This is a genomic window from Streptomyces sp. Edi4 (genome assembly GCF_040253615.1).
Lineage (GTDB): Bacteria > Actinomycetota > Actinomycetes > Streptomycetales > Streptomycetaceae > Streptomyces.
In genome coordinates this window covers 335,858-359,843 of the sequence record NZ_JBEJGY010000004.1, presented here as the reverse complement: position 1 = coordinate 359,843, position 23,986 = coordinate 335,858, and the positions used below count along the sequence as shown (strand labels likewise).

Here is a 23,986-nt window from a genome sequence, read left to right as displayed (position 1 = left end):
ACCACGGCACGCCTTCACGTACCGGCCCGCAGCGGAAGCAAACCTGATGGAGTCACCCGATTAGGGCGAGGGGAGCATCGACGCCGATGGACGAAGCCGACGTGATCGTCATCGGGGCGGGCGCGGCCGGCCTGTCCCTGGCCGACCGCCTGGCCGCGCCCGGGTACACCGGGGGAGCGCCATCGGTCGTCCTGCTCGACGCGCCGCCGGGACCGCTGCGCCCGCCCCGTCGGAACCTGGTGCTTCTGGGAGCGCGGGCCCGGACGCCACGACGAGGCGGTCGCCGCTTCCTGGCGCTCGCTGCGCGTCCACGGCCAGGACGGCCGCACCACCTGCCAGGACATCGCGCCGCTGCGCTACAAGATGATCCGCTCGGACACCTTCCAGACGCTGGTGGACGAGCGCCTGGCCCGGGCCCCGCACATCACGCGTCGTTGGGCCACGGTGGAGCGCGTCACCCCGGCCGGGCGCGGAAGCCACGTCCACCTGCGCGACAGCGAGGGACGTGGCGGCGTGCTGCACGGGCGCTACGTCTTCGACTCCCGGCCCCCACGCGTCCTGCCGCCCGCCCGCACCTGCCTGTTGCAGCATTTCCGCGGCTGGTTCGTGCGCACCCGGCGGCCCGCCTTCCAGCGTGACGCCGCGGACCTCATGGACTTCCGCACCCCCCAACCGCCCGACGGCCTGGCCTTCTTCTACGTCCTGCCCACCAGCGCCACGACCGCGCTCGTCGAGTACACCCAGTTCTCCGCCGCCGTGCTGCCAAGGGACGCCTACGACCGGATGCTGCGCGGCTATCTGACCGACGTCCTCGCGGCCGGCGACCACGACGTCACCGACACCGAGACGGGGGTCATCCCCATGACCGACGGCCGCTTCGCCCGGCACGGCGCCCCCGGCGTCTTCCCCATCGGGGTGGCCGGGGGAGCCGTACGCCCCTCCACCGGGTACGCCTTCTCCGCCATCCAGCGCCAGAGCGAGGCCATTTCGCGGGCGCTCAGGTCCGGACGTGACCCCCTCCCACCGCCCCCGCACTCCCGCAGGTCCCGCGCCATGGACGCGGTCCTCCTGCGGGGTCTGGCCAGCGGCCGGGTGGACGGCGCCGCCTTCTTCGGACAGCTCTTCACCCACGTTCCGATGGAGCGTCTGCTGCACTTCCTCGACGGACGGACCACCCTTGGCCAGGACCTCGCGATCGGTCTGCATACCCCGGTCCTGCCCATGGTGCGCAGCGCGCTCTCCGTCGCCACCCGCAGGCGGCGCCCCGTCCTGCCGCCCGCCAGGCCCTCCTGAGCCTCCCCTCCCACCGAGGAACACCATGCCTCTCCCGCCAGAGCCCGCCGTCCCCTTCGGCCTCACCCTCCGGACGGTGGCGCCTTGAGCGCCATCGCCCCGAGGCCGGGGCGTGACACCCGGGCCCGCCTGCTGCCCGCGCGACCCGGCACCGCGCGTGCCCGCGAGGCCAAGTCCCTCTCCGTCGGCGTCGTCGGAGGAGGCATCGCGGGTCTCGCGGCCGCGACGGCGCTGGCCGAACGCGGCGTGGGCGTCACTCTGTACGAACGCGCCGGCACACTGGGCGGCCGTCTGGCGGGCTGGCCCACCACCCTGAGCGACGGCAGCCGGGTCACGATGAGCCGGGGCTTCCACGCCTTCTTCCGCCAGTACTACAACCTCCGCGCCCTGCTGCGCCGCACCGATCCCGGGCTGCGACGCCTCACGCCGCTCCCCGACTATCCGCTCCGGCACGCGGACGGCCTCCACGACAGCTTCGCCGCCGTGCCGAGGACGCCACCGTGGAGCGCCTTGGCCTTCGCCGCCCGCAGCCCCTCCTTCCCGCCGCGTGAGCTGGCCCGGGTGAACGCGGGGGCCGCTCTCGGCCTGCTCGACGTACGCGTCCCCGATGTGTACGCGCGCCTCGACTCGATCAGCGCGTACGACTACCTCGACACGATCCGCTTCCCCCGGTCCGCCCGGCACCTGGCGTTCGAGGTCTTCTCCCGCAGCTTCTTCGCCGACCCGCGCACCCTCTCGGCGGCCGAAATGGCCCTGATGTTCCACATCTACTTCCTCGGCTCGGCCGAAGGCCTGCTCTTCGACGTGCCGGACGAGCCGTTCCCCCAGGCGCTGTGGGACCCCCTGGCGGACCGGCTGCGGCGGCTCGGCGCACGGGTCCGCACCTCCACGAGGATCGACAGCCTCACGCCGGACGCCCGGGGCGGCGTGCGCGTGGCCACGGCGACGGACGACGTCCACCACGACGCCTGCGTCCTCGCGCTGAACGTTCCCGGACTGGTGCAACTGGTGCGAGAAAGCCCGGAGTTGGGGGATCCGGCCTGGCGGGCGCGGGTCGGGAGGCTGCCTACGGCGCCTCCGTTCCTGGTCAGCCGGCTGTGGCTGGACCGTCCCGTGGCGAGCGACCGGCCCGGCTTTCTCGGCACCAGCGGATACGGCGACCTCGACAACGTCAGCGTGCTCGAACGCTGGGAGGGCGAGGCGGCCCGCTGGAGTGCCCGCACGGGTGGCTCCGTGGTCGAACTGCACGCGTACGCACAGCCGCAACGCGGCGACCGGCGGGCCACGCGGGACCGGCTCATCGCCCAGCTGCGTCGCGTCTATCCCGAGACGCGTGATTGCGCGGTGATCGACGCCCGGCACGAATGGCGCGAGGACTGCCCGCTGTTCGCCGTGGGGAGCTACCGGGACCGGCCGACCGTGCGCACCAGCCACCCCGGCGTCATGCTCGCCGGCGACATGATCCGCTGCGACCTGCCCGTGGCGCTCATGGAACGGGCCGCCACCACGGGCATGCTCGCCGCCAACGCCCTGCTCGCGCGGTGGGGCATCGCCGGGCACGAGCTGTGGACGGTCCCGCCCCGTGGACGCACCCTGGTGACCAGGCGCCTGGCGGCGTTGTCGGCCCGCTGACAGCGCCGCCGAGGACGTCGGCGTACGTCAGGTGCTGAGCAGCCGGTTGAAGAACGAGCGGTACTGCTGGAGCGCGACGCGCAGGTCCTCCGTCGGCACCTCCTCACCTCGGTGCCATTGGCCTTCCAGGTCCCGCTTGTGCGTCGAGAACGTCGTGGCGAGCGCCTGCATGGTCTCGGCCACCAACTGGTCGGCCGCGTTGACGGAGTCCTTGGGGTCGTCGACGAACTGACTCTGGATCCGCTGCCACCTGGCGCGGAACTCCTCCTGTTCCGCCCCCAGCAGGGGCTCGTTCTCACCGGCCGCTTCCGCGTCGCCGTTTTCTTCGTCGGCCGCCCGCACGGAGCCACCCTGTTCGTCGTCCGGGGCTGCGGTGGCTTCACCGGGGAATTGCGGCGGGGTGCCGGTGAGGCCTTCGGTCTCGCTCTCGGTGTCCTGCCGCCCGGTACCGGCCAGGTCCTCCGTGGACAGGGCGTCGGCGTCGTCATCGGGGCGGGGCATCTGCGCGTTGCTCATCTCTGTCATCTCGGCTCATCCATCCGTACTCGGGCCGGTCACCGCGACGGCGGCGTCCAGCGGCCGCCGGGGCGCCGGATCACGCCGCGTCCTTGTCCGGCCGGTCTCCGTCGTGGAGCAGTTCCTCGAACAGCGCGCGGTAGTGCACCATCGCGCCGCGCAGTTCCTCGGTGGTCGCCTGGTGGCGGGCACTGCGGTCATGCACGTCGTGGGCGGCGCGGTAATGCTCCAGGGTCCTGCCGTGCTCCACCGACAGGTCCTTGACCTGCTGCTCATACCCTTCGGTGGGGTAGCCGCGCTCGCTCATCAGCGTCGTCACGAGCCGGTCCGCGTCGTGGACGGCGTCGTCCGGCCGGTCCACGAACTGCTCCTGCACATGCGCCCAGTCCTGGGCGTAGCGGTCGCGGGCGGCGGCCGGCAGCGGCCTGATGTCCAGGGCGTCGTGCCGCTCCTGGCGCTCGCGCAGCTCGTGCTCGCCGGCCCGGCGGCTGTCCTGCGCCTCCACGGTGCGCTCGTACTCGGGGCCGAACCGCTCCCGCAGTTCGCGGCGGCGCTTCATGACCACGCCCGCCGCCACCGCGCAGGCGATGACAACCACCACGACGGCGACAATGATGATGATGACGGTGAGGGACATCGAGTCCTCCGTTCCGTTGGCCGGCCCGGCACGCCACAGCCCCCGCAGTACGGCCGTTGCCCTTGCCGGGGCCCGCGGCCGCGCGCTCACGCGAGGGGTGGACGCGCACCGACGCCGGCGGTTGTCCTGTGGCGGACCTTCTTCTCCCTCATCAGCGCCGTCGTCCGCCGACAGCGTGCCCGGCAGGAACACGGCCGCTCCCGCCATCCGCTCTCCGGGCACCGGGATCAGCCCGGCGCCGGCGATGGCGGTCCCGGCCAGGGCAGTCGTCGTCGCGGACGACTGCGACAGAGGATCGGGCAGGCACCTCCGAGCCATGCGGACGTTCTACCTCCGGTTCCTATCGTGCTCCTTGGCGCGCCGGGCGACAAGGAGCACGGGACAGCCGATCACCACGGCGAAGTGCCGCAAGGGCGCCCGCTCTCCCGGCACCCGGCGTGCTTCACGACTGATGCAGCGCCCACTTGCCGCCCTCGACGCGGGCCGAACCCGGCAGCGCGATCAGCTCGGGCTTGAACAGCGGCTTCGCGTCCATCGCGGGCTCCCAGGTCGCCAGGCGCTCGTCCTGCGGAACCTCGATCCGCCGGTCCTGGGCGAGATCGGCGACCACCTTGAGGAGCAGCCGCACACCCAGCGGTGCCAGATGCTCACGCCACAGACTCTGGGCGGTCGAGCCCGGCGGCACCAGCAGGTGTTCCTGCGCGGCGAGCGGGCCGGCGTCGGTCCGTTCCGTCAGGTGGTAGACGCTCCCGCCCGTCACCTTGTCGCCGTCCCGGATCGTCCACCGGATCGCGTCACGGCCCCGGTGCAACGGCAGCAGACTGGGGTGGTAGCCGATGGTGGCGACGGCGGCACGCGCGCGGGTGCGGCGGCCGAGGAAGGCGTGGGAGTGGGCGGCGACGATGACGTCCACGCCGTCGGGGATGTGCATCGCGCGCAGCTCGGCCGAGTCCGTCCACGGGATGCTCCGCGGGTACGCCCACGAACGAAGCCGGTCCCAGGACATCGCGTCGCTCTCGTCGGACCGCCCCCTGCGCAGGCGGGGCGCGGCGGCGCCGACGACCTTGTGCCCTTCGTCGAGCAGGGCGTCGCCGACCTGCACCGCGAACGCCCCGCGCCCGGAGAGATAGATGTTCACGCCTGCCCCCCGAGCGGTCCCGTCACGGTCGTGACGTGCTGTCCGGCCGGTTCGACGTGGCCAAGGGCGCCGAAGGGGTTGCCGCTCATCAGTCGACCTCTTTCAGTCCGCGGTGATCGGGCCGGAACCGCACGGGCAGCGTGGCGAACCCGGTCAGGAAGTTGGACCGGATGCGTCGCGGCTCGTCGGTGCGCTCGAATCCGGTGGTGAAGTCCCGTAGCGCCATGAGCAGTTCGGAGATCTCCACCTTGGCCAGGTAGGAGCCCACGCAGAAGTGCGGCCCGTAGCCGAAGGCCAGGTGTTTGTTGGGGGTGCGGCCCAGATCGAAGGTCCCGGGCCGGTCGAAAACACGCTCGTCCCGGTTGCCGGACGCGTGCCAGAGCGTGACGATCTCGCCCGGCCGCAGCCGTTCGCCGTGCAGGTCCACCGGGTGGACGACGGTGCGCCCGAAGTGCATGGTGGGTGACGCCCAGCGCAGCACCTCCTCGACCGCCGTGTCGATGCCGGCCTCGCCGTCCTTGAGGCGCTGCCACTGCCCGTCGTGGTCCGCCAGGGTGTGGACGCAGTCGATCATCGTGAGCCTGCTGGTCTCGTCGCCGCCGATGATGAGGCTGTAGCAGTTGAGCACGACGTCCTCGTCGGACAGCGGCACACCGTCGATGGAGCTGGCGATGAGCATGCTGATGACGTCGTCGCCCGGCGACGCGCGCCGCTCCTCCACGAGGTCCATGAAGTACATCAACAACTCGTTGCGGGCCATCTCGGACTCGACCTCGTCGACATCCGTGCCGTTCGTCGACAGCGCGCTCTTGGTCAGCGAGAGCAGGAATTCGCGGTCCTGCCCGGGCACGCCGAGCAGGTTGGAGATCGTGGTCATCGGGATCCGGCCGGCGATCTCCTCGGCGAAGTCGCAGCCGCCCGCCTCGACCGCCTCGCGGACCAACTGCCGGGTGTTGGCCCGAACCGTCCGGGCGACCTGGCTCAGTACCCTCGGTGAGAGCACCCGTTGAAGGATCTTGCGCAGTGCGTGGTGGCGGTGCCCGTCGGTGACGGCCAGCATCCGGCCGGCCCCCGCGTCACCGCCCTCAAGGAGGGTGACCAGTACGTTGCCGCGCTCGGATGTGAAGGTCACGTTGTCACGGTAGGTGGCCATGATGTCGTCGTAGCGGGAGAGCACCCAAAAACCCCGGCGGCCCTCGGTGGGCGGGTTCCAGTACAGGGGGGCGCTGTCGCGCAGGGTGCGCCAGAACGCGGTGAGGTCGCGCTCGGCGAAGGTGGCGGGGTCGCCCAGGTCCACGGTGTCCAGTACCGGAGTGCGCACGCTCACCAGTCCGTACGCCAGAACCGGCGCGGCCGGAACGGATAGGTGGGCAGCGGCACGCGGTGGCTGGCCTCCCCGGTGTGCAGGGCGGCGAAGTCCACCCGCTCACCGGTCACCCAGGCGGCGGCCAGAGCGGAAAGAGACCCCGCGTCCGGTCCCGCGCACACCAGGCCGTGGTCGCCGCGTGGGAAGGAGTCCACGTCCACGTGCGGCGCGGCGGCCGTCGAGGTGGCCTGGCCGCGGGGGGAATCGTCGGACAGCGCCGCGATCAGCTCCTCGCGGCTGCGGACGACGGCCGCCCACCGGCGGGCCATCACCTTGCGCCCCAGGTTCAGGCTGTAACAGATGTCGTCAAGGCGCTGGTCGGGATGGGCCGTGAGCCACTCCCGCAGCCTCACGCGCCGCTGGTCGAGCGCCTCGTCGTCCAGGGCGGACAGCGTGGCCAGGCGCGGCCTGCCGACGGCCTCGGGGGCGCGCGGGGCGAGCGTCGGCGCCTCCTCCAGGACCAGGTGCGCGTTGTAGCCACCACCACCGATCGAGGTGATGCCCGCGCGGCGGATGCCGGACTCCGGCTCCCAGGGCGCCCCTTCACGCTGAGGAACGAAGGGGGTGCTCGGGAAGTCGAGGTCCTGGTTGACCTCCGTCAGGTTGATCGTCTCCGGGAGTGTGCGGTGGTGCAGGGCCAGCGCGGCCTTCATCGCGCCGAAGCCGCCCGACACCACACCGCCATGGCCGACATTGCCCTTGACTCCGCCGATCGAGGTGGTGGCGGTCTGCTTGCCGAACGCCATGCTCGCCGCGTGCACCTCCAGCTCGTCCGTCATCGGCAGACCGAGACCGTTGGCCTCGTACAGGGACACCGTGTCGGGGGTGACGCCGCCGACCTCCATGGCGCCCGCGATGCACGCGCTCAGCCGCTCGGGCTGGGCCAGACCGTAGGCCATCGCGCTGACGCCGTTGTTGTTGACGGCCGAGCCCTTGACCACGGCGTAGATGTGATCGCGGTCGGCGACGGCCCCGGCCACCGGCTTGAGCAGCACGGTCACGACACCGCTGGACAGCGAGGTGCCGGTGCCGTTGGCGTCGAAGGGCCGGCAGTGGCCGTCCTTGGACAGGACGCGGTTCTCCTCCCACAGGTGACCGCGCGGGTGCGGCAGGCGGACCATCGCACCGCCCGCGATCGCCATGTCGCTCTGGCCGAGCAGCAGCGACTGGCAGGCCAGGTGCACCGCGTAGTGGAACCCGGCGCAGACGGCGGCGACGGTGACGGCTTCGCCGGTCAGGCCCATGTAGTAGAGCGCGTTGGAGGTCATGGTGTCGGGCGACCACGCGAGACTGGCCTCGATCGCCTCGGGGCCGACCGATACGCGGTCCGGCGGGGAGCTGTAGAGCGCGGCGGTCTGCGGGTTGTTCGCGCCGTACATGCCCATCTCGGCCGTGAGCCGGTCCGGATCGTAACCGCCGTCCTCAAGGGCCTCCCACGCGCTCTCCAGGAAAAGCCGGTTCTCCGGGGTCATCGCCGCCGCCATGCGGTCGCTGATGCCGAAGACCGACGGATCGAACTGGTCATACCCTTCGAGCACACCGCAGGCACGCACGTAGAACGGGCTGTGGATCAGGGTCTCGTCGACCAGGATGTCCTCCTTGGCCAGGAACGACACCGACTCCCTGCCGTGGACGAGGTTGTCCCAGAACTCCTCCTTGTTCCTGGCGCCGGGCGCGCGGAGCGACATGCCGATGACGGCCACATCACCCGGGTCGTAGTCCTGCTCGGGGCTTTCGGTCATGAAAAGGCTCCTGCTTCGGGTCGGGCTTCGGGGCGGGCTTCGGGACGAGGGGGTGTGGCTCAGCGGCCGGTGGGGGCGGCGCGCCCGCGCAGCGCCGCGCGACGGGCGCCGGCGCGCAGGCGGGCCGACGTGACGGCCTCGGGCGCGGCGCCGCTGTCGTCGTCGAGCCAGCCGGCCAGGGAGGAGATGTCGCGGAAGCTGAACAGGTCGGGCACCCGCACGCGGCGGTCGAAGCGCCGGGTCATCAGGCGGGCGAGCCGGACCAGGAGCAGCGAGTCCCCGCCGAGGTCGTAGAAGGCGGCGTGGACGTCGATGCCCGTCGGTTCCAGGTCCAGGAGCTGCCCCCAGATCTCCGCAAGCGCGATCTCGGTCGGGGTGCCGGGCGCCGTCATGGGCCCGTCCGAGACGGGCGCCGGGGGCTCCGGCAGCGCGGCGCGGTCGAGCTTGCCGCCCGGTGCCAGTGGAAGTGCCGCCAAGAACACGATGGTCGCGGGGACCATGTGCTCGGGCAGCTCCGTGGCGAGCCTGCCGGTGATCGCCGACTGGAGCACGGCGTTTGACCAGACGCCGTCACGGGCGTCGCCCTCGGGCACGACATACCCGATCAGCTTGTTGTCCCGTACGACGGCGGCGGACTCGCGCGCCTCGGGGCAGCCGGTCAGCCGGGCCTCGACCTCCTCCAGTTCGATGCGGAAGCCCCGCAGCTTGACCTGGTGGTCCGCGCGGCCGCCGAACTGGAGCTCGCCGTCCTCGGTGAACGCGACGACGTCACCGGTGCGATACATGCGTTCGCCGTCGCGAAACGGATCGGGCACGAACCGTTCGGCCGTGGTGCGCGGCCGGTTGACGTAACCATGGGCCAGGCCCGGGCCGCCGATGTACAGCTCGCCCAGGACGCCGGCCGGCTGCGGGAGCAAATTCTCGTCCAGCACATAGGCGCGGACGCCGGGCGAGGGCGCGCCGAGCGTGGGCTCGCCGCTCCCGTCCCTGGGCACCAGTTTGACCGAGCAGAACACGGTGCCCTCGGTGGGGCCGTAGGCGTTGTAGACGCGGTCGGCGCCCGTCTCCCGGTACGCCCGGTCCGCCAGCTTGCGCCGCAGCGGCTCACCGCCGAACACGACCGTACGCACCCTGGGCGGCAGCGCGCCCGCGTCGAGCAGACTGTTCATCACCGACGGTACGACGTTGAGATGGGTGACCTTGTCGGCGTACTGGCTGTCCGGCAGATGGACCGCGCTCTCCACGAGCACGACGGCGCCGCCCCGGCACAGCGCGGCGAAGATCTCCATCACCGACATGTCGAAGCAGACCGAGCTCGCCGCCGAGACACCGCTGAGATCACACCCCGCGAAGACCCGGTCCATTTCGGCCAGCATGGCGACGCAGCCGCCGTGGTGGATGGCCACGCCCTTGGGCCGGCCGGTGGATCCCGAGGTGTAGATGATGTACGCGGTGTCACCGGGCACGACCGGCACGGGCCGCTCGCCGGCTCCGGTCCTCACGGCCTCGCCCAGGACGACGGCGGTCGGCCCGGCCGGGCAGGCGGCCAGGGAGGCGGGGGTGGTCAGCACGAGGCGGGTCCCGCTGTCGCGGACCATGAACGCCAGCCGCTCGGCGGGGTAGTCGGGGTCGAGGGGCAGATAGCAGGAGCCGGTCCGCAGGACGGCCAGGATGGCCACGAGCAGGTCGGGGGTGCGCTCGACGCAGATGCCGACCGGGACCCCGGGGCCCGCGCCCTCGGTGACGAGCCGTTCGGCCAGCGCGCGGGAGCGTTCGTTGAGTTCGTCATAGGTCAGGACGCCGGCGTCGGAGTAGACGGCGGGCGCGTCGGGACTCTTGACCGCCTGCTCGACGAAGGAGGAGTGCAGGGTGTCGCTCACTGGCCCGTCCCTTCGGCGCGGCCGCGCGGCGCGACGTCCTGGAGGGGCAGATCGGGATGGGCGATCGAGTCGAAGAGCACGGTGCGGAACAGCGCGAGCAGGGCCGTCACGGTCTGCCTTTCCAGATAGCTCGGTTTGTACTGGATGTGGCCGACCACCTCGCCGTCGATGTCGGCCATCGAGATCTCCAGGTCGAATTTGGCGAGGTGCCTGCGCACCTGGAGTGGTTCGAGCGGGAGGGCGCCGGTGGGTTCGATGGGGGCGCCGATGCCGTGGAAGAGCTTCACGGAGCGGGGGAACGCGTCGCAGGACAGCCAGTTCACCACCACGTCGCACCACGGCGAACGGCCCTCGGCCCTCGGCGGCTTCAGGCTGGACGCCAACAGATCCAGCGGATAGTTCATGTGCTCGAGGAGGCCGAGCGAGAAGGCGTGGACCTCGCGCAGCAGATCGTGGAAGCTGCGGTCACCGGCCGGACGCGCCCGCACCAGGACGGTGTTGAGGTAGTAGCCGATGGCGGACTCCCATCCCGGCTCGCCGCGCTGGGCGATCGCGGTGGCCAGGACGGAGTCCTCCACGCCGGCCGCGCGGTTGAGGGTGGCGAAGAACCCGGCCAGGACCACGCTGCTGATCGAGACACCCTCGCGGACCGCGAACTCCCGTAGCAGACGCGTCTCTTCGCGGCTCCAGCGCAGCGTGAGATCGCGCCCCTCGTAGGTGACGCCCGGCGGGCGCTTCGCGGGGGAGAGGTCGAGACGGGCGGGCGGGTCGGCCAGCTTCCGCGACCACCACTCAAGGGCCGCGTCGGCCGCGGTCCCCGCGAGCCACTGACGCTCCCACGCGACGAACTCCGTATAGGGAGCGGCCGGTTCGCGGGCAGCGGGGTCGGCGCCCGCGTAGTTCTCCTGGAGTTCGCGGATCATCACGTCGGCGGAGGCCGCGTCCGATGCGATGTGGTGCACGAGTACCAGCAGGTAGTGGTCGGCGGGACCACGGGCCATCAACACCACCCGCACGAGCGGCCCGTTGTCCAGGTCGAGCGGCAGGTGCCCGTACTCGGCCAGTTCCTCACGGGCCTGTTCGTCGTCCAGATCGGTGCTGTCCACCACGACGAACTCGTACACCGGCTCGTCGAGGATGACCTGGTAGGGCCTTCCGCCCGCCTCGACGAAGAGCGTGCGCAGCGCCGGATGCCGCGCCAGCACGGCCCGTACGGCATCCTCCAGCGCCCCTTCGTCCACCTCGGTACGGATCCGGGCGGCCACCATGAAGTTGTAGGGCACGGCGTCGGGCGCGACCATCTGCATGAACCACAGCGAGGCCTGGCCGTGCGAGGCGGGCGCCACTTGGAGACCGGCAGGACCGGCGCGCAACTGCTCAAGGGCCGGCGCGTCGGTGGGCTCGAAGAAGCCGCGCGCGGCCAGTTCCTCCACCAGCTCCTCGGCGTCCAGCTCGGACAGGTCGTCGAGGAAAGTCCCTGGTGCGGGTGCGGGTGCGGGTGCGGGTGCGGGTGCGGGTGCGGACTCGGGCACAGGGCCGGTGGCCGGCGCCGGCAAGGGGGCGAGCGCGGGCGTCGCGGCGGCCGGTCCCTCGATGATCCCGACGATGTGGCCGACCACTTCCGACACGGTCCGGCCGTCGAGGAACACCACGGGTGACACCCGGTGTCCGAACAGGGCTTGCAGCCTGTTGACGAGACGGATCGCGAGCATCGAGTCGAGGCCGAAGTCGCGCAGGTGAGTGCCCTGGTCGAACCGGTCGGCCGGCACACCCACCGCGTCGGCGATCTCACCGAGGACGACGTCCTTCAGTGGCCGGTCCGGCGCGGTATCGGCAGCCCCTTGCCTCACGGCCCGCACCTGGATCTCCGCCGCCACGGGCTTTGCGGCGGGCGCCGGGGCGGCCACCTGGGCGCGGGGTGCCGTGTCCAGCCAGTAGCGGTCCTTCTGCCACCGTACGAGCGGGGTCTCCACGACCTCGACGTCGTCGGCGAACAACGAGTCGTACGTCAGCGGGATGCCTCTCACGTACAGCGACGCGACGGCCCCGAGCAGACAGCGGACATCGCTCTCCTCGCGTCGCAGCGAGTTGACCGCGTGCACCTGCCTGCCCCGGCCGAGCGCGATCTCCTCGACCGCCCCGCGCAGCGTCTCGTGCGGGCCGATCTCGATGAACGTGCCGACGCCGTCGTCCACCAGCGAGGCGATGGTCTCGGCGAACCGGACCTGGTCGCGCAGATTGTGCGCCCAGTACTCCCCGTCCGCGACCGGGTTCACCGCGCCGGCGAGCGCAGTGGAACGGAACTCGATGGCGGGGGTCAACGGGGTGATGCCCGCGACGCGTTCGCGCAGCGGCTCTACGAGCGGATCCATACCGGGGCTGTGCACCGGCCGCTCGACGCGGATGCGCCGGGTGGAGATCCCGTCCCGCTTCAAGTCGGCCTCCAGGGCGGCGACGGCCTCGGGCGACCCGGAAACCGCCGCGCTGGTGGGGCTGTTCACCACGGCGATCGCCGCGTGCCGCGCGTACGGGGCGAGCCTCGGCAGCAGCTCCCGCTCCGGCAGATCGACCGAGATCATGGCGCCGACGGCCGCTTCGCGCTCCAGCAGGTGCGAGCGGGCGACCACGACGCGGGCCGCGTCGTCGAGGGACAGCGCGCCCGAGACGCAGGCCGCCGCGACCTCGCCCAGACTGTGCCCCACGACGGCGGCCGGCTCGACGCCCAGGTCGAGCCAGACCCGCGCCAGCGAGACCTGGAGCGCGAACAGCACGGGCTGCTGGAAGTCCATCTCCTCATACCTGGTCCGCTCGGCCGGGGCCGCGAGCTCGTCGAGTACCGAGCAGCCGCCGGCCGCGCGCACCGCCGCGTCGCACGCGCGCATCGACGCGGCGAACCCGGCGTGCCTGCCCAGCAGTTCACGGCCCATGCCCACCCACTGCGTGCCGCCGCCCGAGAACACCAGCGCCACCCGGCGGTCGCCGTTGCCGGTGACCGTCCCCGTGACGACGTCGGGGTGGGCCTGTCCCGCGGCGATCCTCGCGAGTCCGTCCAGGACGTCCTGCCGGTCGCGGGCGAACAGCGCTATGCGGTGGTTGTGGTGGGTGCGGCGGGTCGCGAGGGTGTAGGCGAGGTCGGCGACCCGCAGATCCGGGTGCCGCTCCACGTGGTTGGACAGCTCACGGCAGGTGTCGGTGAGCGCGGTCGCCGTACGCGCGGTGACGGGCACGAGGTACGTCTGCTCGTCGCCCGCGCCGCCGCCCCCTCGGCCCGGGGCGACATGGCGTCCCCGGTCGCCCGCGAGGAAGGGGCCGGGAGTGACGGTGAGCCCGGCGGCGTACAGCGCGCCGAGCGATCCGAGCAGGGTGGAGGCCTCGTCGGCGCCGCGCCTGAGTGAGGGCAGCGTGGCCGCCGTCAGGATCTCCGACGCGGACTTCAACAGCAGCGGGTGCGGGCTGAGTTCGACGACCGCGTCGATGTCGTGGTCGCGCAGCGCCGTCAGGGCGCCGACCACCTGGATCTCGCGGCGCAGGTTGTCGGCCCAGTAGTCGGGGCCCAGTTCCGAGCCGTCCACGAGCGCGCCGGTGACCGTGGAGATCATCGGGATGCGCGTGGTACGCGGCCTGAGGCCGGCGAGGTCGGCCTTGAGCGGGGCGAGCACATGGTCGATGAGCGGCGAGTGCGGCGCGTGACCCATCCGTACCCGGTGGTTGGTGACGCCCGCGTCGGTCAGTCTCACGGCCAGGTCGTCGATCGCCTGCGAAATGCCGGTCACCAGCGTGGAGTTGAGGCCGTTGTGACCGGACAGCGTGAGATCGTCGGTGAGGTACGGCCGGGTCGCCTCCGCGCTCGTCATGACCGCGAGGCCGTCGCCGCGTCCCACGGCCAGCCGCTGGAGGAGGTGGCCGTGCCGGGCGGCCAGCAGGGAGGCGTCCTCGAAGTCGAGGGCGCCCGCGATGTGCGCGGCGGCGAACTCTCCGACGCTCTGCCCCACGACGACATCCGGCTCCACCCCGAAGGAGCGCCAGGCGTCGGCGAGCGCGACCTGGAGGGAGAACAGGAGCGGCTGGAAGACGTCCATGTCGTCGATGCGGCCGTCGGGCGCGAGCAGTTGCTCGACTAGCGAGAAGCCCAGCAGCGTCCGCATCCGCCGGTCGCAGCGCATCAGGGACCGGCGGAACACCGGAAGGCCGGCGAGGAGCTGCCTGCCCATGCCCACCCACTGCGAGCCGTTGCCCGAGAACAGGAACGCCACCCTGGGCGCCCGCCCGGCGGATTGGCCGACGCTCAGCCCCTCGGCCTCTCTCCCGGCGGTGAAGGCGTCCAGCTTCGTTCTGAGCTCGCTCATCGAGCGGGCGGTGACACCCAACCTGAACACGCCTTCATCCGACGGGAGTTGGCACACCGTACGAAGGTCGTTCTCCTCGCGCAGCGCCGCGGCCCGCTCCACCAGCGCCTCGCGTGAATCCCCGGCCAGCAGGACGAGGACTCCTTCGGGGCGCGGCAGTTCCTCCACGACGACATGGCTGATCGCGCCGCCGAACCCGAACGAGCTGACACCCCCTCGGCGCGCGTCGGACCGGCGGGGCCACGCCGTGAGCCGGTCCTGGACGGTGAGGTTGTACTCCTCGAACATGATCTGCGGGTTGGGGGCGGCGTAATGCAGGCTCGGCGGCAGTACGCCGTTGCGGATCGACAGGGCTAGCTTGACCAGACCCACGATGCCGGCGGCCGCCTCGAGGTGGCCGACGTTGGACTTTACGGAGCCGAGCCGCAACGGCTCGTCGCGGCCGGCGCCGAGTACCGCTCCGATGGCGTTGGCCTCGATGGGGTCACCGAGCGGCGTCGCGGAGCCGTGGCACTCGATGTAGTCCACCTGTGCGGGCGCGATGCCGGCCCGGCGGTAGGCGTTGCGGAGCATGAGTTCCTGCGCCTGCGGGTTGGGCGCGGTCATGCCGTTGCTGAGGCCGTCGTTCTGTGAGGAGCTGCCCTTGATCACGCAGTACACCGGAAGCTCGCGCTCAAGGGCCACGCTCAGCGGGGCCAGCACGACGACCCCGGCGCCCTCGCCCCGCACATAGCCGTTGGCCCGGGCGTCGAACGGCTTGCAGCGGCCGTCCGGGGCGAGCGCGCCCATCGCGTCCATGGCGCTGTAGTAGTCGGAGACGAAGCTCAGGTTCACTCCGCCGGCCAGCACCAGTTCGCTCTCACCCATCCAGATGGACTGGCATCCCGCGTGCACGGAGACGAGCGATCCGGCGCAGGCGGCGTCGATGGCCATGCTGGGGCCCTGAAGACCGAGCACGTAGGAGACGCGGTTGGCGATGATGCCGTCGTGCATGCCGGTCGCCGTGTGCGGGGTGATCTGGATGCCGGGGCCCCGGTAGTGCGCGAGCGCCGCGTAGTCGCCCCAGCAGGAGGCCATGAACACGCCCGTCTCCGTGCCGACGAGGCTGCCCGGCGCGACCCCCGCGTCCTCAAGCGCCTCCCAGGCGAGCTCCAGGATCAGGCGCTGCTGGGGGTCCATCTGGACGGCTTCGCGCGGCGAGATGCCGAAGAACAGCGGGTCGAACTGGTCGATGCCGTCGATGAATCCGCCCCAGCGCACCGCGTCGCCCAGCAGCTCGCGCCGCGCGGCCGGCACCGGTCCGACGGCGTCCCGGCCCTCGGAGAGCAGCTGCCAGAACGCCGAGGGGTCGGGCCCGCCAGGAAAGCGGCAGCCGATGCCCACGATGGCGACGGGTTCGTGCGACGCGGTGCTGCGACGTCCCTGGTCCGGCGGCGCCTGCGCGGTACGCGGACCCTCGGCGAGGGCGCGGGAGAGTACGTCGATGGTCGGGTACTGCCACATCCAGGTGACGGGAACTCTCCAGCCGAGCAGATCCGACAAGGCGGCGGCGAGCGTCGAGAACTTCAAGGAGTCCAGGCCGTACTGGTGCATCGGCGTCCAGCGGTCCACCACCTCGCCGGACAGGTCCATCAGCTCGGCGACACGAGACAACAGAAACTCTGCGAGGGCATGCGAATCTCGCGCTGCGCGCTCTTGGGGCATTGCGGCTCCTCAGCGGGGCGGACGGAATGGGGCCGATGAAGGGGGAGGCCGACGGGTCATGGGATCGGTCGCGCCGTCGGTCGGGGCAGGGCACCGGACATCGGGTGGCCAGGGCGCACACAGCCGTGTCGCGGTGAAGAAGGCCGGCGCCGGACGGTCGCGGAGCGGATGGGCCGGCGCCGGGGTGGTCGGCCACCGGGTGGCTCATGACGGGAATACGGCGCTTCGACGTGGTGAGGGCCGCAGGACGGTGAGGAAGTCAGAAGTCGGGGGAGGAGCAGACTCGTTCAGAAGCGAGGGGAGGCGTCTGCGGAGTACGTCGATGGACTCGGCATCCATGTGAGCCACGACCGCATCGCCTTCGAGTATGTGCACACGGAACTCTCCATTCGCACAACCACGTCCGACAAGCGCCAGGATCAATTGCGTCCCGGTGACGCGTGATGTGGTCCGGCGAGGAACCACATCGCATCGAGGGGCACTCGCCGGGCCGACGCACTTCAGAGTGTCATCCGGTGGTGAGTGAAACAAGTGTTCCTCATGGGTCAGAAGTGCAGTGGCGCGATTTGATCCACGAACTGCCCGTTTCCGGGCTCGACAACTGTTGCGCCAGAGACGCCAGTTGCTGCCTGCTCCGCAGTTTGACCAGGGGCAATGGTCCATGGGCGTTACGTACTTGGGCGGGTGGCATCGAACACGGAAGCGCACACATCCCGCCGTCACACATGTGTGGCCGCGCTGCCAACCACCCCGCTCCCAGCGGGAGATGGGGCTCCTGCGAGGTGTGTGGTGAGGGCGTCGCGCCGGGGCCAGGTAGACACCGTGCGAGAGGCACTGCAAGCTGCTTGGCATGAAAATCATGAACCACGAGCCGACGCCGACTGACGTCCGCGTCCTGGTGGTAAGTACCGAACGAATAGAACTCCCCACCCCGGGGCAGCCACTAAGGGCCGGTGCCGTCGCCACCGGCGCCCGGCGATTATGGCTCGGTCACCGCCGTGTTCTGACGGCCGTCGGTGAGGTCGGGGGGGCCGTATGACCACGACCGAAGTGACGCGACGGCACCGGCCCGGGCTCGCGCTCGGAGTGCTGGCCGGGGCGCTCGCCCTGGATGTGAGCGGCCTTGGCGTCCTCAACGCCGCGCTGCCCTCGGTCGGGGAGCGTTTCCACCTCGACGAGGTCACGCTTCAGTGGGTCATGATCGCCTACGCCGTCACCTTCGCCGGTTTCCTGCTGGTGGGTGGGCGGCTGGCCGACGTGTTCGGCCGACGGCGGGTGTTCGAGTGCGGCATCGCCCTGTTCACCGCAGCCGCGTTGGTCGGCGCCGTGGCACCCGACACCGCAATCCTGCTCGGTGCGCGAGCGGTCCAGGGCATCGGCGCCGCGCTGTCCGGTCCGGCCGCGCTGGCCCTGCTCACCGAGGTGTTTCCGGCAGGCCCGGCACGCAACCGGGCGTTCAGTGTGTACGCCGCCGTGGGCGCGGCGAGCTTCAGCGGCGGGGTGATGCTGGGCGGCGTACTGACCCAGTTCTTCGGCTGGCGTTCGGTGCTGTGGTTCTCGGTGGCGGTGGGGGTGGCGGTGCTGTCGGCGACGCGCGCCGGACTGCCCGGAGGCGCCGGGCGGGGCGGCCGGCTCGACCTGCCCGGTGCGATCGCGGGCACGGCGGGCCTCACCCTGCTGGTCGTCGGCGCGAGCAGCCACGGCGCGCTCGCGTGGGGCTCGCTGTTCGGCGCGGTGGTGCTCCTGCTGCTCTTCGTCGTACGCGAGCACCGCACGCCCGACCCCGTGCTTCCGCTCGGTCTCTTCCGGCTCTCCTCGGTGCGGTCCGCGAGCCTCGCGGCGTTCCTCCAGTACATGGGCTCGGTCGGGATGCTGTTCTTCGCGCCGCTGTATCTCCAGGGGATGCTGAAGTATTCGCCGGTCGAGTCGGGCATCGCTCTTGTGCCGATGTCGGCGGCCGTCTTCCTGACCGCCAACTTCGCCACGGGGCGCCTGCTGGCCAAGTACACACCGCGCACGCTGATGGTGGTCGGGCTCGTCATGATCGGCGTGGGGACGGCGCTGTGGATGAGCACGCCGCACCAGGGCGACTATGTGGTGCATGTGCTGCCCGGCCTGGTGATCAGCGGGATCGGACAGGGGCTGAACTTCCCCTCGATGACGTCCGCCGGGCTCACCGGCGTCGCGCCGGAGCGGCACGCGGTCGCCGGAGCGGTGAACGTCGTGGCCCAGCAGATCGGCGCGAGTGTCGGCGTGGCGGTCATGGTCCTGGTGGCGGCGACCAGCGACGACCAGCTCACCGGCTACCACCTCGCCTACCTCGTGGCCGGGGCCGCGTGCGTGCTGGGGGCGGCGGTCATCTCGATGACAGGACGGGGTGACCGAGCGGTCTGACGTGCCGTCAGTTCGCCAGTGTGGCGGGGTTTCGGAGACCGAGGTGCGGGGGGCCGGAGTCGCCGGAGGCGGACGTGGGCGGTGAGCCGGGCGCCCGCGCGGGGTGGGCGCGAGCCGGGCGGCCCGCGCCGGGGCGAGCGCGGCCCGGTCCGGCCGCCCGGCCATGGCTCCCCGCCCCCCAGCACACGGGGGTGGACCTCGACCACTACGCCACCGCCGTCATCCCGTCCTGCTCGCCGCCCACCGCAGGGGAGCGGCTTGGTCGTACGACACGGTGAGCGGCATCGCGAGTCGGTCCCACATGTACGCGCTGGGCGGGGTCCTCGACGCCGAGCAGCCGGCGGGCCTTCGCGGCGGTGACCACCGGCTCCGGAGGGCACGCGGTGCACTTTCGCCCACGACGACTTGGCGGCGCCGCGGTGGGGCGCCGGGCCGGGACCCCGGGGGCAGCGCCGCCGGGGTCCCGGCCGGGGACCCACCACCGGGGCCCCGCGCGTCAGAGCGTGCGGAACGGACCGACCGTACCGACCGTCAGTTGCGGTACCGGAAGGTGATCCGGCCGCGCGTCAGATCGTACGGGGGAGCTCCACCAGCACCCGGTCCGCCAGCACGATCTTGATGTAGTTCTTGCGGATCTTGCCGCTGATGTGCGCGAGCACCTGGTGGCCGTTCTCCAGCTCCACGGTGAACATGGCGCTGCGCAGACACTCCACGACTCTGCCCTCGACTTCGATGACGTTCTTGTTCTTCGTCATCGCAGCACCAGTTCCAGGTTGCTGCTCACCGGTTGGGCGCCCATACCCTCGAACAGGGCCGTCGCCGCCCGGTTGGACTCATGGACCTCGGTCCACGCCGCGCCGCACCCGGAGCGGTGCAGCGTCCCCAACGCGTGGGCGAGGAGCGCCCGCCCGATGCCACGGCGCTGCTCACCGGCTCTGACCGCGACCAGGCCGACGCGTGGCCGTTTCACCCTTACGACGCGGATGAGACCGAGACAGCGCTCCGGCGTGGCGGCCACGGCGTACTTCGACGGGTCGACGATGGTGTCGCCCTTGGGGCGGGCCATCACTTCCGCCGGCATCGACTGCCAGCCGACGGTCGCCTCGACTTCGGCCCGGATGGCGCGGTCCACCTCCCGCAGCGCCCGCTCGTCCACCTCGCCGCCGGGCACGATCGTCACGCCGTTTGGCAAGGGCGGCGCTTCGAGCCCGGTGATCCCGGGGTCGGTCGGCACGACGTACTCCCACTCACGGCGCCGGATCGTGAAACCGGCCCGTCGCCAGCTGTCCGTCACGGCGGTGTCGGCTTCGTCGACCACCGTGTACAGCGGCCTCGGCAGGGCCGCCGACATCGCCTCGGCGAGCCGGTCGAAGGCGGCGTCGTGCCAGGCGTCGACGCTCACGAACAGGCGCCCGTCGGAGCGATGGTGCGTATGCCCGCGCCCGACCACCAAGTCGTCATCGAGTGCGTGCCATTGCCCGTCAGCGACGCGCGTGATCAGCACCGCGTTCCCGCTCGGGCCAGGGGTGAAAAGCTTTGTGTTCATCGGAGTTCCTTCCAGGAATGCCTAGATCTCAGGCGCTCCTGGCGACACCGAGTGTCAGCCGCCGGACCGTGACGGGGTGAGGGAGCGCCCTTGGGTCACTGTGTTCACGGGGCTCACCTCCATACGACGATTGCACGGTCCACCGCGAAAGTAGCAGCGGGCGCATCCCGGCTCAAACCCTTTTTGGTCCAGGTGCTTTGACGCAGGTGCTTTGACGCAGGTGTGACGCGCGTGGGGACCGGGCCGCGTGAAGCTGCCCGGTCCTGGTCAGCTCACGCGGCGGTTGGTCCGCCGCCGCGTCAGCTGATGCTCACGTTGCCGCGCAAACCCACACTGTCCAGACCCCGGCTGAAGCAGGAGCGGACGTCGGTGGTGGGCAGGGCGCGCGCGGTGACCCCGTGGCCGGCGAAGGTGCCCGAGTGGATCCTGCCGCTGAGGAAGGAGTCGAGCGAGGAGTAGCCCTGGGCACCCGTCGTCGCGGGGACCAGGGTGGAGCGGCCCATGACGCGGCCGTGTCCGTCGGGCTCCGAGTACCAGGTGATCGTCGCGGAGCCGCGCACGTCCGAGACCCGGGTACAGGCGGCGTGCCCGCTGACCTGGAGGGCGAGCCGGCCGGAGCGGATACCCGAATGTTCACCGCCGCAGTCGTCCAGCCGGATGGTGCCGCGCGCGGTGATGTGACGAGGTGTGGCGGAGACGGCGGGCGAGAAGGAGACGGGCACTGAGGGGGAGGTGCGCAGGACGCACCGCAGCGTGGGCGCGGCGGATGTGGTGGCTGCGGAGATGGTGGCGGCGACACGGCGGCGGGTGGCGGCCGCTTCGGTGACCAGTGCGGTGCTCAGCAGAAGCAGAGTGCTGGTGAGGACCGCTGTGACCCGCGTCATTCGGCGGCGCGAGACCCCTGTTGGGGCCATGAGGTGGCTGGGAGGCATGGGTGTTCTCCTTCGTGGGCGAGTGCGTACGGATGCACACGCACATGTACACGGACGCGCACGCACATGTACGGAGGGTGTGCGCGACGCACGCTAACGACTCTTCCGGCTATAACCAACTAAATCGTCACTTGTCCGGCCTGGAGGTGTTTGTCCCATGAGTGGAGGCTGTTTTGTCGTGAATCCGTAACGGCGCGGCCGGGACGCAACGCGCCGCGCGGCAGCCTCATCTGGCAGGACAGCAAGGCGCGTTGGGTGGTTTCGCGAGGACGCGGAGCCGCACCGCGCGGGGGATCCCAACGAAGGGGAAGTCCATGACCAGGACGAAGAAGACCGGGTTGAAGGCGCGCGGCGGACGGTTGGCCGCCGTCGGCGCGCTGGGTCTCGCGTCGGTGGCTCTGGCCACCGCGCCGGCGTTCGCCAAGGGCGCTGTGGAGATCACGGCGCCGCACACGGCTCAGGTCGGTAAGACCATCACCGTCACGGCGCACGGCGGCGACGACAGCGCCGGGCTCCTGCATCAGCTGTGTGTGGAGGAGAACGGGTTCGGCGAGGGGTGGCACCAGGAGACGTGCAGCACGCCGGCCACGGGTGACGCGCGGGTCACCGCGGCGGGCGCGTCCGCGCGCCGGGGCGACCTGCGGTTCCATGCGGTGCTTTACGGCCTGACCAGCCGGCACGACCAGAAGCCCGTCCGCCTGCACGCGTCCGACGTAGTGAGGGTGCACGTCCGCTGAGCGCGCGGGATACGAGGGCAGCGCAGGTCTGAACCGGATCTGAACCGGATCTGAACCGGATCTGAACCGGACCGGCATCCTGTGGGGCCGCCACCTGGCGGCGGCCTCACGGCGCTGCACGGCGGCCGCGCCGCGCCCGGGTTACCGGCGGCGCGAGGTCAGTACGGGCTCAGGTCCGTATGGCCCATTCGAGGCAGCGGTGGTTCGTCGCGTCCTCGTAAGGGGCGGGCCAGTAGTACAGGAAGGAACCGCCCGTCTCCAAAGCGTCGGCCAACGAGCGGAAGAGCTCGGTCAGGCTGGTCGCCCACAGGGTGCCGTCCAGATCCCCGGATCCGATGCCCATCTCGTACACGTAACCGTAAGTGGGACCGGGCCGGTGGTCGACGAAGGCGACACCGCCGTCGTTCGGCAGCGCGAACGGCACGCAGCGGTGCAGGTTGACGGCCAACGCGTCCTCAGGCCAGAGGTCGGCTTCGATGTTGTCCTTGCCGACGTCCACGAGGTCGTCGTAAGCCGTCGCCATGTCGTCCACCCCGCAGAGCCGGTGGCCCAAGGGAAGAAACGCGCCGGCGGGCAAAAATTCGCGCGAGCCGGGGACGACGGCGGGTTCGCCGGCCCCGTCGTGCTGTTCCAGCAGCGCCTTGAGCTCGGGATGCAGCGGAAACCCGAGCCGAGCCTCTATCTCGACCATCCGCGCAGGCCGCGCGGAGCCACGCAGGAGGGCCTGATCGGCGGGCGAGTTCACCCGGAGCCACGATTCGAGCCGCGACCACTCACGACGGAACGCGTCAAGGTCTGTATGTGCCATGAGCCGAAGGTAACCGCCCCCACTGACAATGAGCTCCGGCGTGGGGCTCGGAACGAGGTGGGCCTGCGGAGCTCTCGTCGGCTGCGCCGGGCGGCCGTGCGATAGCTTGCCGGGCATGACTGAACCGGGATCCACCACTTGGTTGTCGTCCCCGATCCGGACCGCCCGCCTCGTGCTCCGCACACCGGAGGCTCGGGACCGCGCGGCGTCCATCGAGCTGTTCGCCTCACCCGAGGTGGGCGTCTACGTGGGTGGCCCTCGCCCGCGCGAGGAGTTGGAGCGCGCGATGCCGGACATACCCCTGAGGCGCCCGGGTCTTTTCGTGGCCGCGCTCGACGGCGAGATGATCGGCATGGTCACACTCGATCGGCGCGCGTCCGAGCAGCCCGGGTGCGTGGGTCCGGACGTGGGGGAGACCGAGCTCGGCTACATGTTCCTGCCGGAGGCGTGGGGGCGCGGGTACGCCACCGAGGCGTGCGCGGCGGTACTCGACTGGTTCGCCTACGAGCGCCCGGGCGAACCGGTGGCCCTCCGCACCCAGACCGCCAACAACCGCGCGATGCGCCTCGCGGACCGGCTGGGGTTCGTCGAGGTGCGACGGTTCGAGGAGTGGGGGGCCGCGCAGTGGATGGGCCTGTGGTCCCGGTCCGGGCGGCCGAGGCCGGCCTGAGGTCGGGTGCGACCAGGTGGGCCGAGGGGACGGGCGGTCCCCCTTTTTTGGCGCCCAACTGCCTTTAAGGCAAGGGTGTTTGGCGTCCACTCGCGAGTTCCAGTACCGGCTGGCTGCCCGCACCCGCGCGACGGCCACTCCGAGAAGGCGGGCCTTCGTCAGTCCCCGGTGGGCCGGGCTTCCGAGGGGAGAGCGTGGTGGCTGCGGTCATTCAAGAACGAGTGGTGCAGGGTGTATTACCGCGACCCACCGGCATGGTTGGGGGCCGCCTCTCACGCTGCGGCATCGGTCCATTCCGTGAGGACGAACGCGCGCCGGCCGTCCGGAGTCAGGTGGATGTGTGCGCCGAGCAGGCCCGGCGCCGCCATGGCCACCTCGTCGGCGCGGTCCGTCGCCACCACGGACAGCCCGAAGACGCCGGGCTCGCGCTCCGCGTCGTGGACCACGCTGCGATGGAGGGCGGGCCCGGTTGAGCCCCGGCCGGACGATGCCGGGCACGAGGGTGTCGACGCGTTGGACCAACCCGGCCCGCCGGGCACGGGCCCACGTGAGGTGGTTCTCATCGCTTGTCCACTGGGCGTGGAAGAGGAGGCCGGTGCCGTCGGTGGAGAGAAATATGTGCTGGGCCAGGAGCGCGGAGGGCAT

General features: G+C 71.3%; 15 protein-coding genes and 2 pseudogenes. 5 read left to right on the top strand and 12 right to left on the bottom strand.

Annotation, left to right across the window (positions count from 1 at the left end; genetic code table 11):
• Positions 1–86: 86 nt before the first annotated feature.
• Positions 87–1,293 (top strand): annotated as a pseudogene (locus ABR738_RS03520) (lycopene cyclase family protein).
• A gap of 84 nt (positions 1,294–1,377) precedes the next feature.
• Entirely contained in the window at positions 1,378–2,925 is a 1,548-nt protein-coding gene (locus ABR738_RS03515; RefSeq protein WP_502964028.1) for an FAD-dependent oxidoreductase, read from the top strand.
• 27 nt (positions 2,926–2,952) lie between these two features.
• Here ABR738_RS03515 and ABR738_RS03510 read toward each other — a convergent pair whose 3' ends face one another.
• The 7 genes from ABR738_RS03510 to ABR738_RS03480 all read right to left on the bottom strand — a co-directional run bounded on the left by ABR738_RS03510 (position 2,953) and on the right by ABR738_RS03480 (position 16,203).
• Positions 2,953–3,450: a hypothetical protein gene (locus ABR738_RS03510; RefSeq protein WP_350228479.1), complete on the bottom strand. Its 498-nt coding sequence runs from the start codon at positions 3,448–3,450 to the stop codon at positions 2,953–2,955.
• Between the two features lie 70 nt (positions 3,451–3,520).
• Positions 3,521–4,078 (bottom strand): hypothetical protein, encoded by a 558-nt coding sequence (locus ABR738_RS03505; protein WP_350228478.1) that lies wholly within the window; start codon positions 4,076–4,078, stop codon positions 3,521–3,523.
• A 442-nt stretch (positions 4,079–4,520) separates the two neighbouring features.
• The gene (locus ABR738_RS03500; protein ID WP_350228477.1) at positions 4,521–5,216 is read right to left on the bottom strand and encodes a formyltransferase family protein; all 696 of its coding nucleotides are present in this window, start codon (positions 5,214–5,216) and stop codon (positions 4,521–4,523) included.
• An 88-nt stretch (positions 5,217–5,304) separates the two neighbouring features.
• Positions 5,305–6,543, bottom strand: coding sequence for a cytochrome P450 (locus tag ABR738_RS03495; RefSeq protein WP_350228476.1), 1,239 nt, complete (start codon positions 6,541–6,543; stop codon positions 5,305–5,307).
• Positions 6,540–8,324 (bottom strand): beta-ketoacyl synthase N-terminal-like domain-containing protein, encoded by a 1,785-nt coding sequence (locus ABR738_RS03490; RefSeq protein WP_350228475.1) that lies wholly within the window; start codon positions 8,322–8,324, stop codon positions 6,540–6,542. The genes ABR738_RS03495 and ABR738_RS03490 overlap by 4 nt, the downstream gene beginning before the upstream one ends.
• Positions 8,325–8,383: 59 nt before the next feature.
• Positions 8,384–10,204 carry a non-ribosomal peptide synthetase gene (locus tag ABR738_RS03485; RefSeq protein WP_350228474.1) on the bottom strand — a complete coding sequence of 607 codons (1,821 nt, stop codon included), beginning with the start codon at positions 10,202–10,204 and terminating at the stop codon, positions 8,384–8,386.
• On the bottom strand, positions 10,201–16,203 hold the full coding sequence (locus tag ABR738_RS03480) for an acyltransferase domain-containing protein (RefSeq protein WP_350228473.1): 6,003 nt from the start codon (positions 16,201–16,203) through the stop codon (positions 10,201–10,203). The genes ABR738_RS03485 and ABR738_RS03480 overlap by 4 nt, the downstream gene beginning before the upstream one ends.
• Positions 16,204–17,289: 1,086 nt before the next feature.
• Between ABR738_RS03480 and ABR738_RS03475 the strand changes: the two genes are divergently transcribed.
• Complete coding sequence (locus ABR738_RS03475; RefSeq protein WP_350228472.1) at positions 17,290–18,648, top strand: MFS transporter; 1,359 nt, start codon at positions 17,290–17,292, stop codon at positions 18,646–18,648.
• A 531-nt stretch (positions 18,649–19,179) separates the two neighbouring features.
• On the opposite strand, the pseudogene infA reads toward ABR738_RS03475, so the two are convergent.
• The 3 genes and pseudogenes from infA to ABR738_RS03460 form a co-directional block, all read right to left on the bottom strand.
• Positions 19,180–19,403, bottom strand: a pseudogene (gene infA, locus ABR738_RS03470) (translation initiation factor IF-1).
• Complete coding sequence (locus tag ABR738_RS03465) at positions 19,400–20,194, bottom strand: GNAT family N-acetyltransferase (RefSeq protein WP_350228471.1); 795 nt, start codon at positions 20,192–20,194, stop codon at positions 19,400–19,402. The pseudogene infA and the gene ABR738_RS03465 overlap by 4 nt, the downstream one beginning before the upstream one ends.
• Positions 20,195–20,493: 299 nt before the next feature.
• Complete coding sequence (locus ABR738_RS03460; RefSeq protein ID WP_350228470.1) at positions 20,494–21,126, bottom strand: hypothetical protein; 633 nt, start codon at positions 21,124–21,126, stop codon at positions 20,494–20,496.
• A gap of 314 nt (positions 21,127–21,440) precedes the next feature.
• On the opposite strand from ABR738_RS03460, the gene ABR738_RS03455 reads away from it, so the two are divergent.
• Positions 21,441–21,863 (top strand): hypothetical protein, encoded by a 423-nt coding sequence (locus tag ABR738_RS03455; protein ID WP_350228469.1) that lies wholly within the window; start codon positions 21,441–21,443, stop codon positions 21,861–21,863.
• A 169-nt stretch (positions 21,864–22,032) separates the two neighbouring features.
• Here ABR738_RS03455 and ABR738_RS03450 read toward each other — a convergent pair whose 3' ends face one another.
• Positions 22,033–22,671 (bottom strand): SMI1/KNR4 family protein, encoded by a 639-nt coding sequence (locus ABR738_RS03450; protein ID WP_350228468.1) that lies wholly within the window; start codon positions 22,669–22,671, stop codon positions 22,033–22,035.
• 115 nt (positions 22,672–22,786) lie between these two features.
• Here ABR738_RS03450 and ABR738_RS03445 point away from each other — a divergent pair, with 115 nt between their 5' ends.
• Complete coding sequence (locus ABR738_RS03445; RefSeq protein ID WP_350228467.1) at positions 22,787–23,341, top strand: GNAT family N-acetyltransferase; 555 nt, start codon at positions 22,787–22,789, stop codon at positions 23,339–23,341.
• 272 nt (positions 23,342–23,613) lie between these two features.
• On the opposite strand, the gene ABR738_RS03440 is transcribed toward ABR738_RS03445, so the two are convergent.
• Positions 23,614–23,787 carry a hypothetical protein gene (locus ABR738_RS03440; protein WP_350228466.1) on the bottom strand — a complete coding sequence of 58 codons (174 nt, stop codon included), beginning with the start codon at positions 23,785–23,787 and terminating at the stop codon, positions 23,614–23,616.
• Positions 23,788–23,986: the final 199 nt, after the last annotated feature.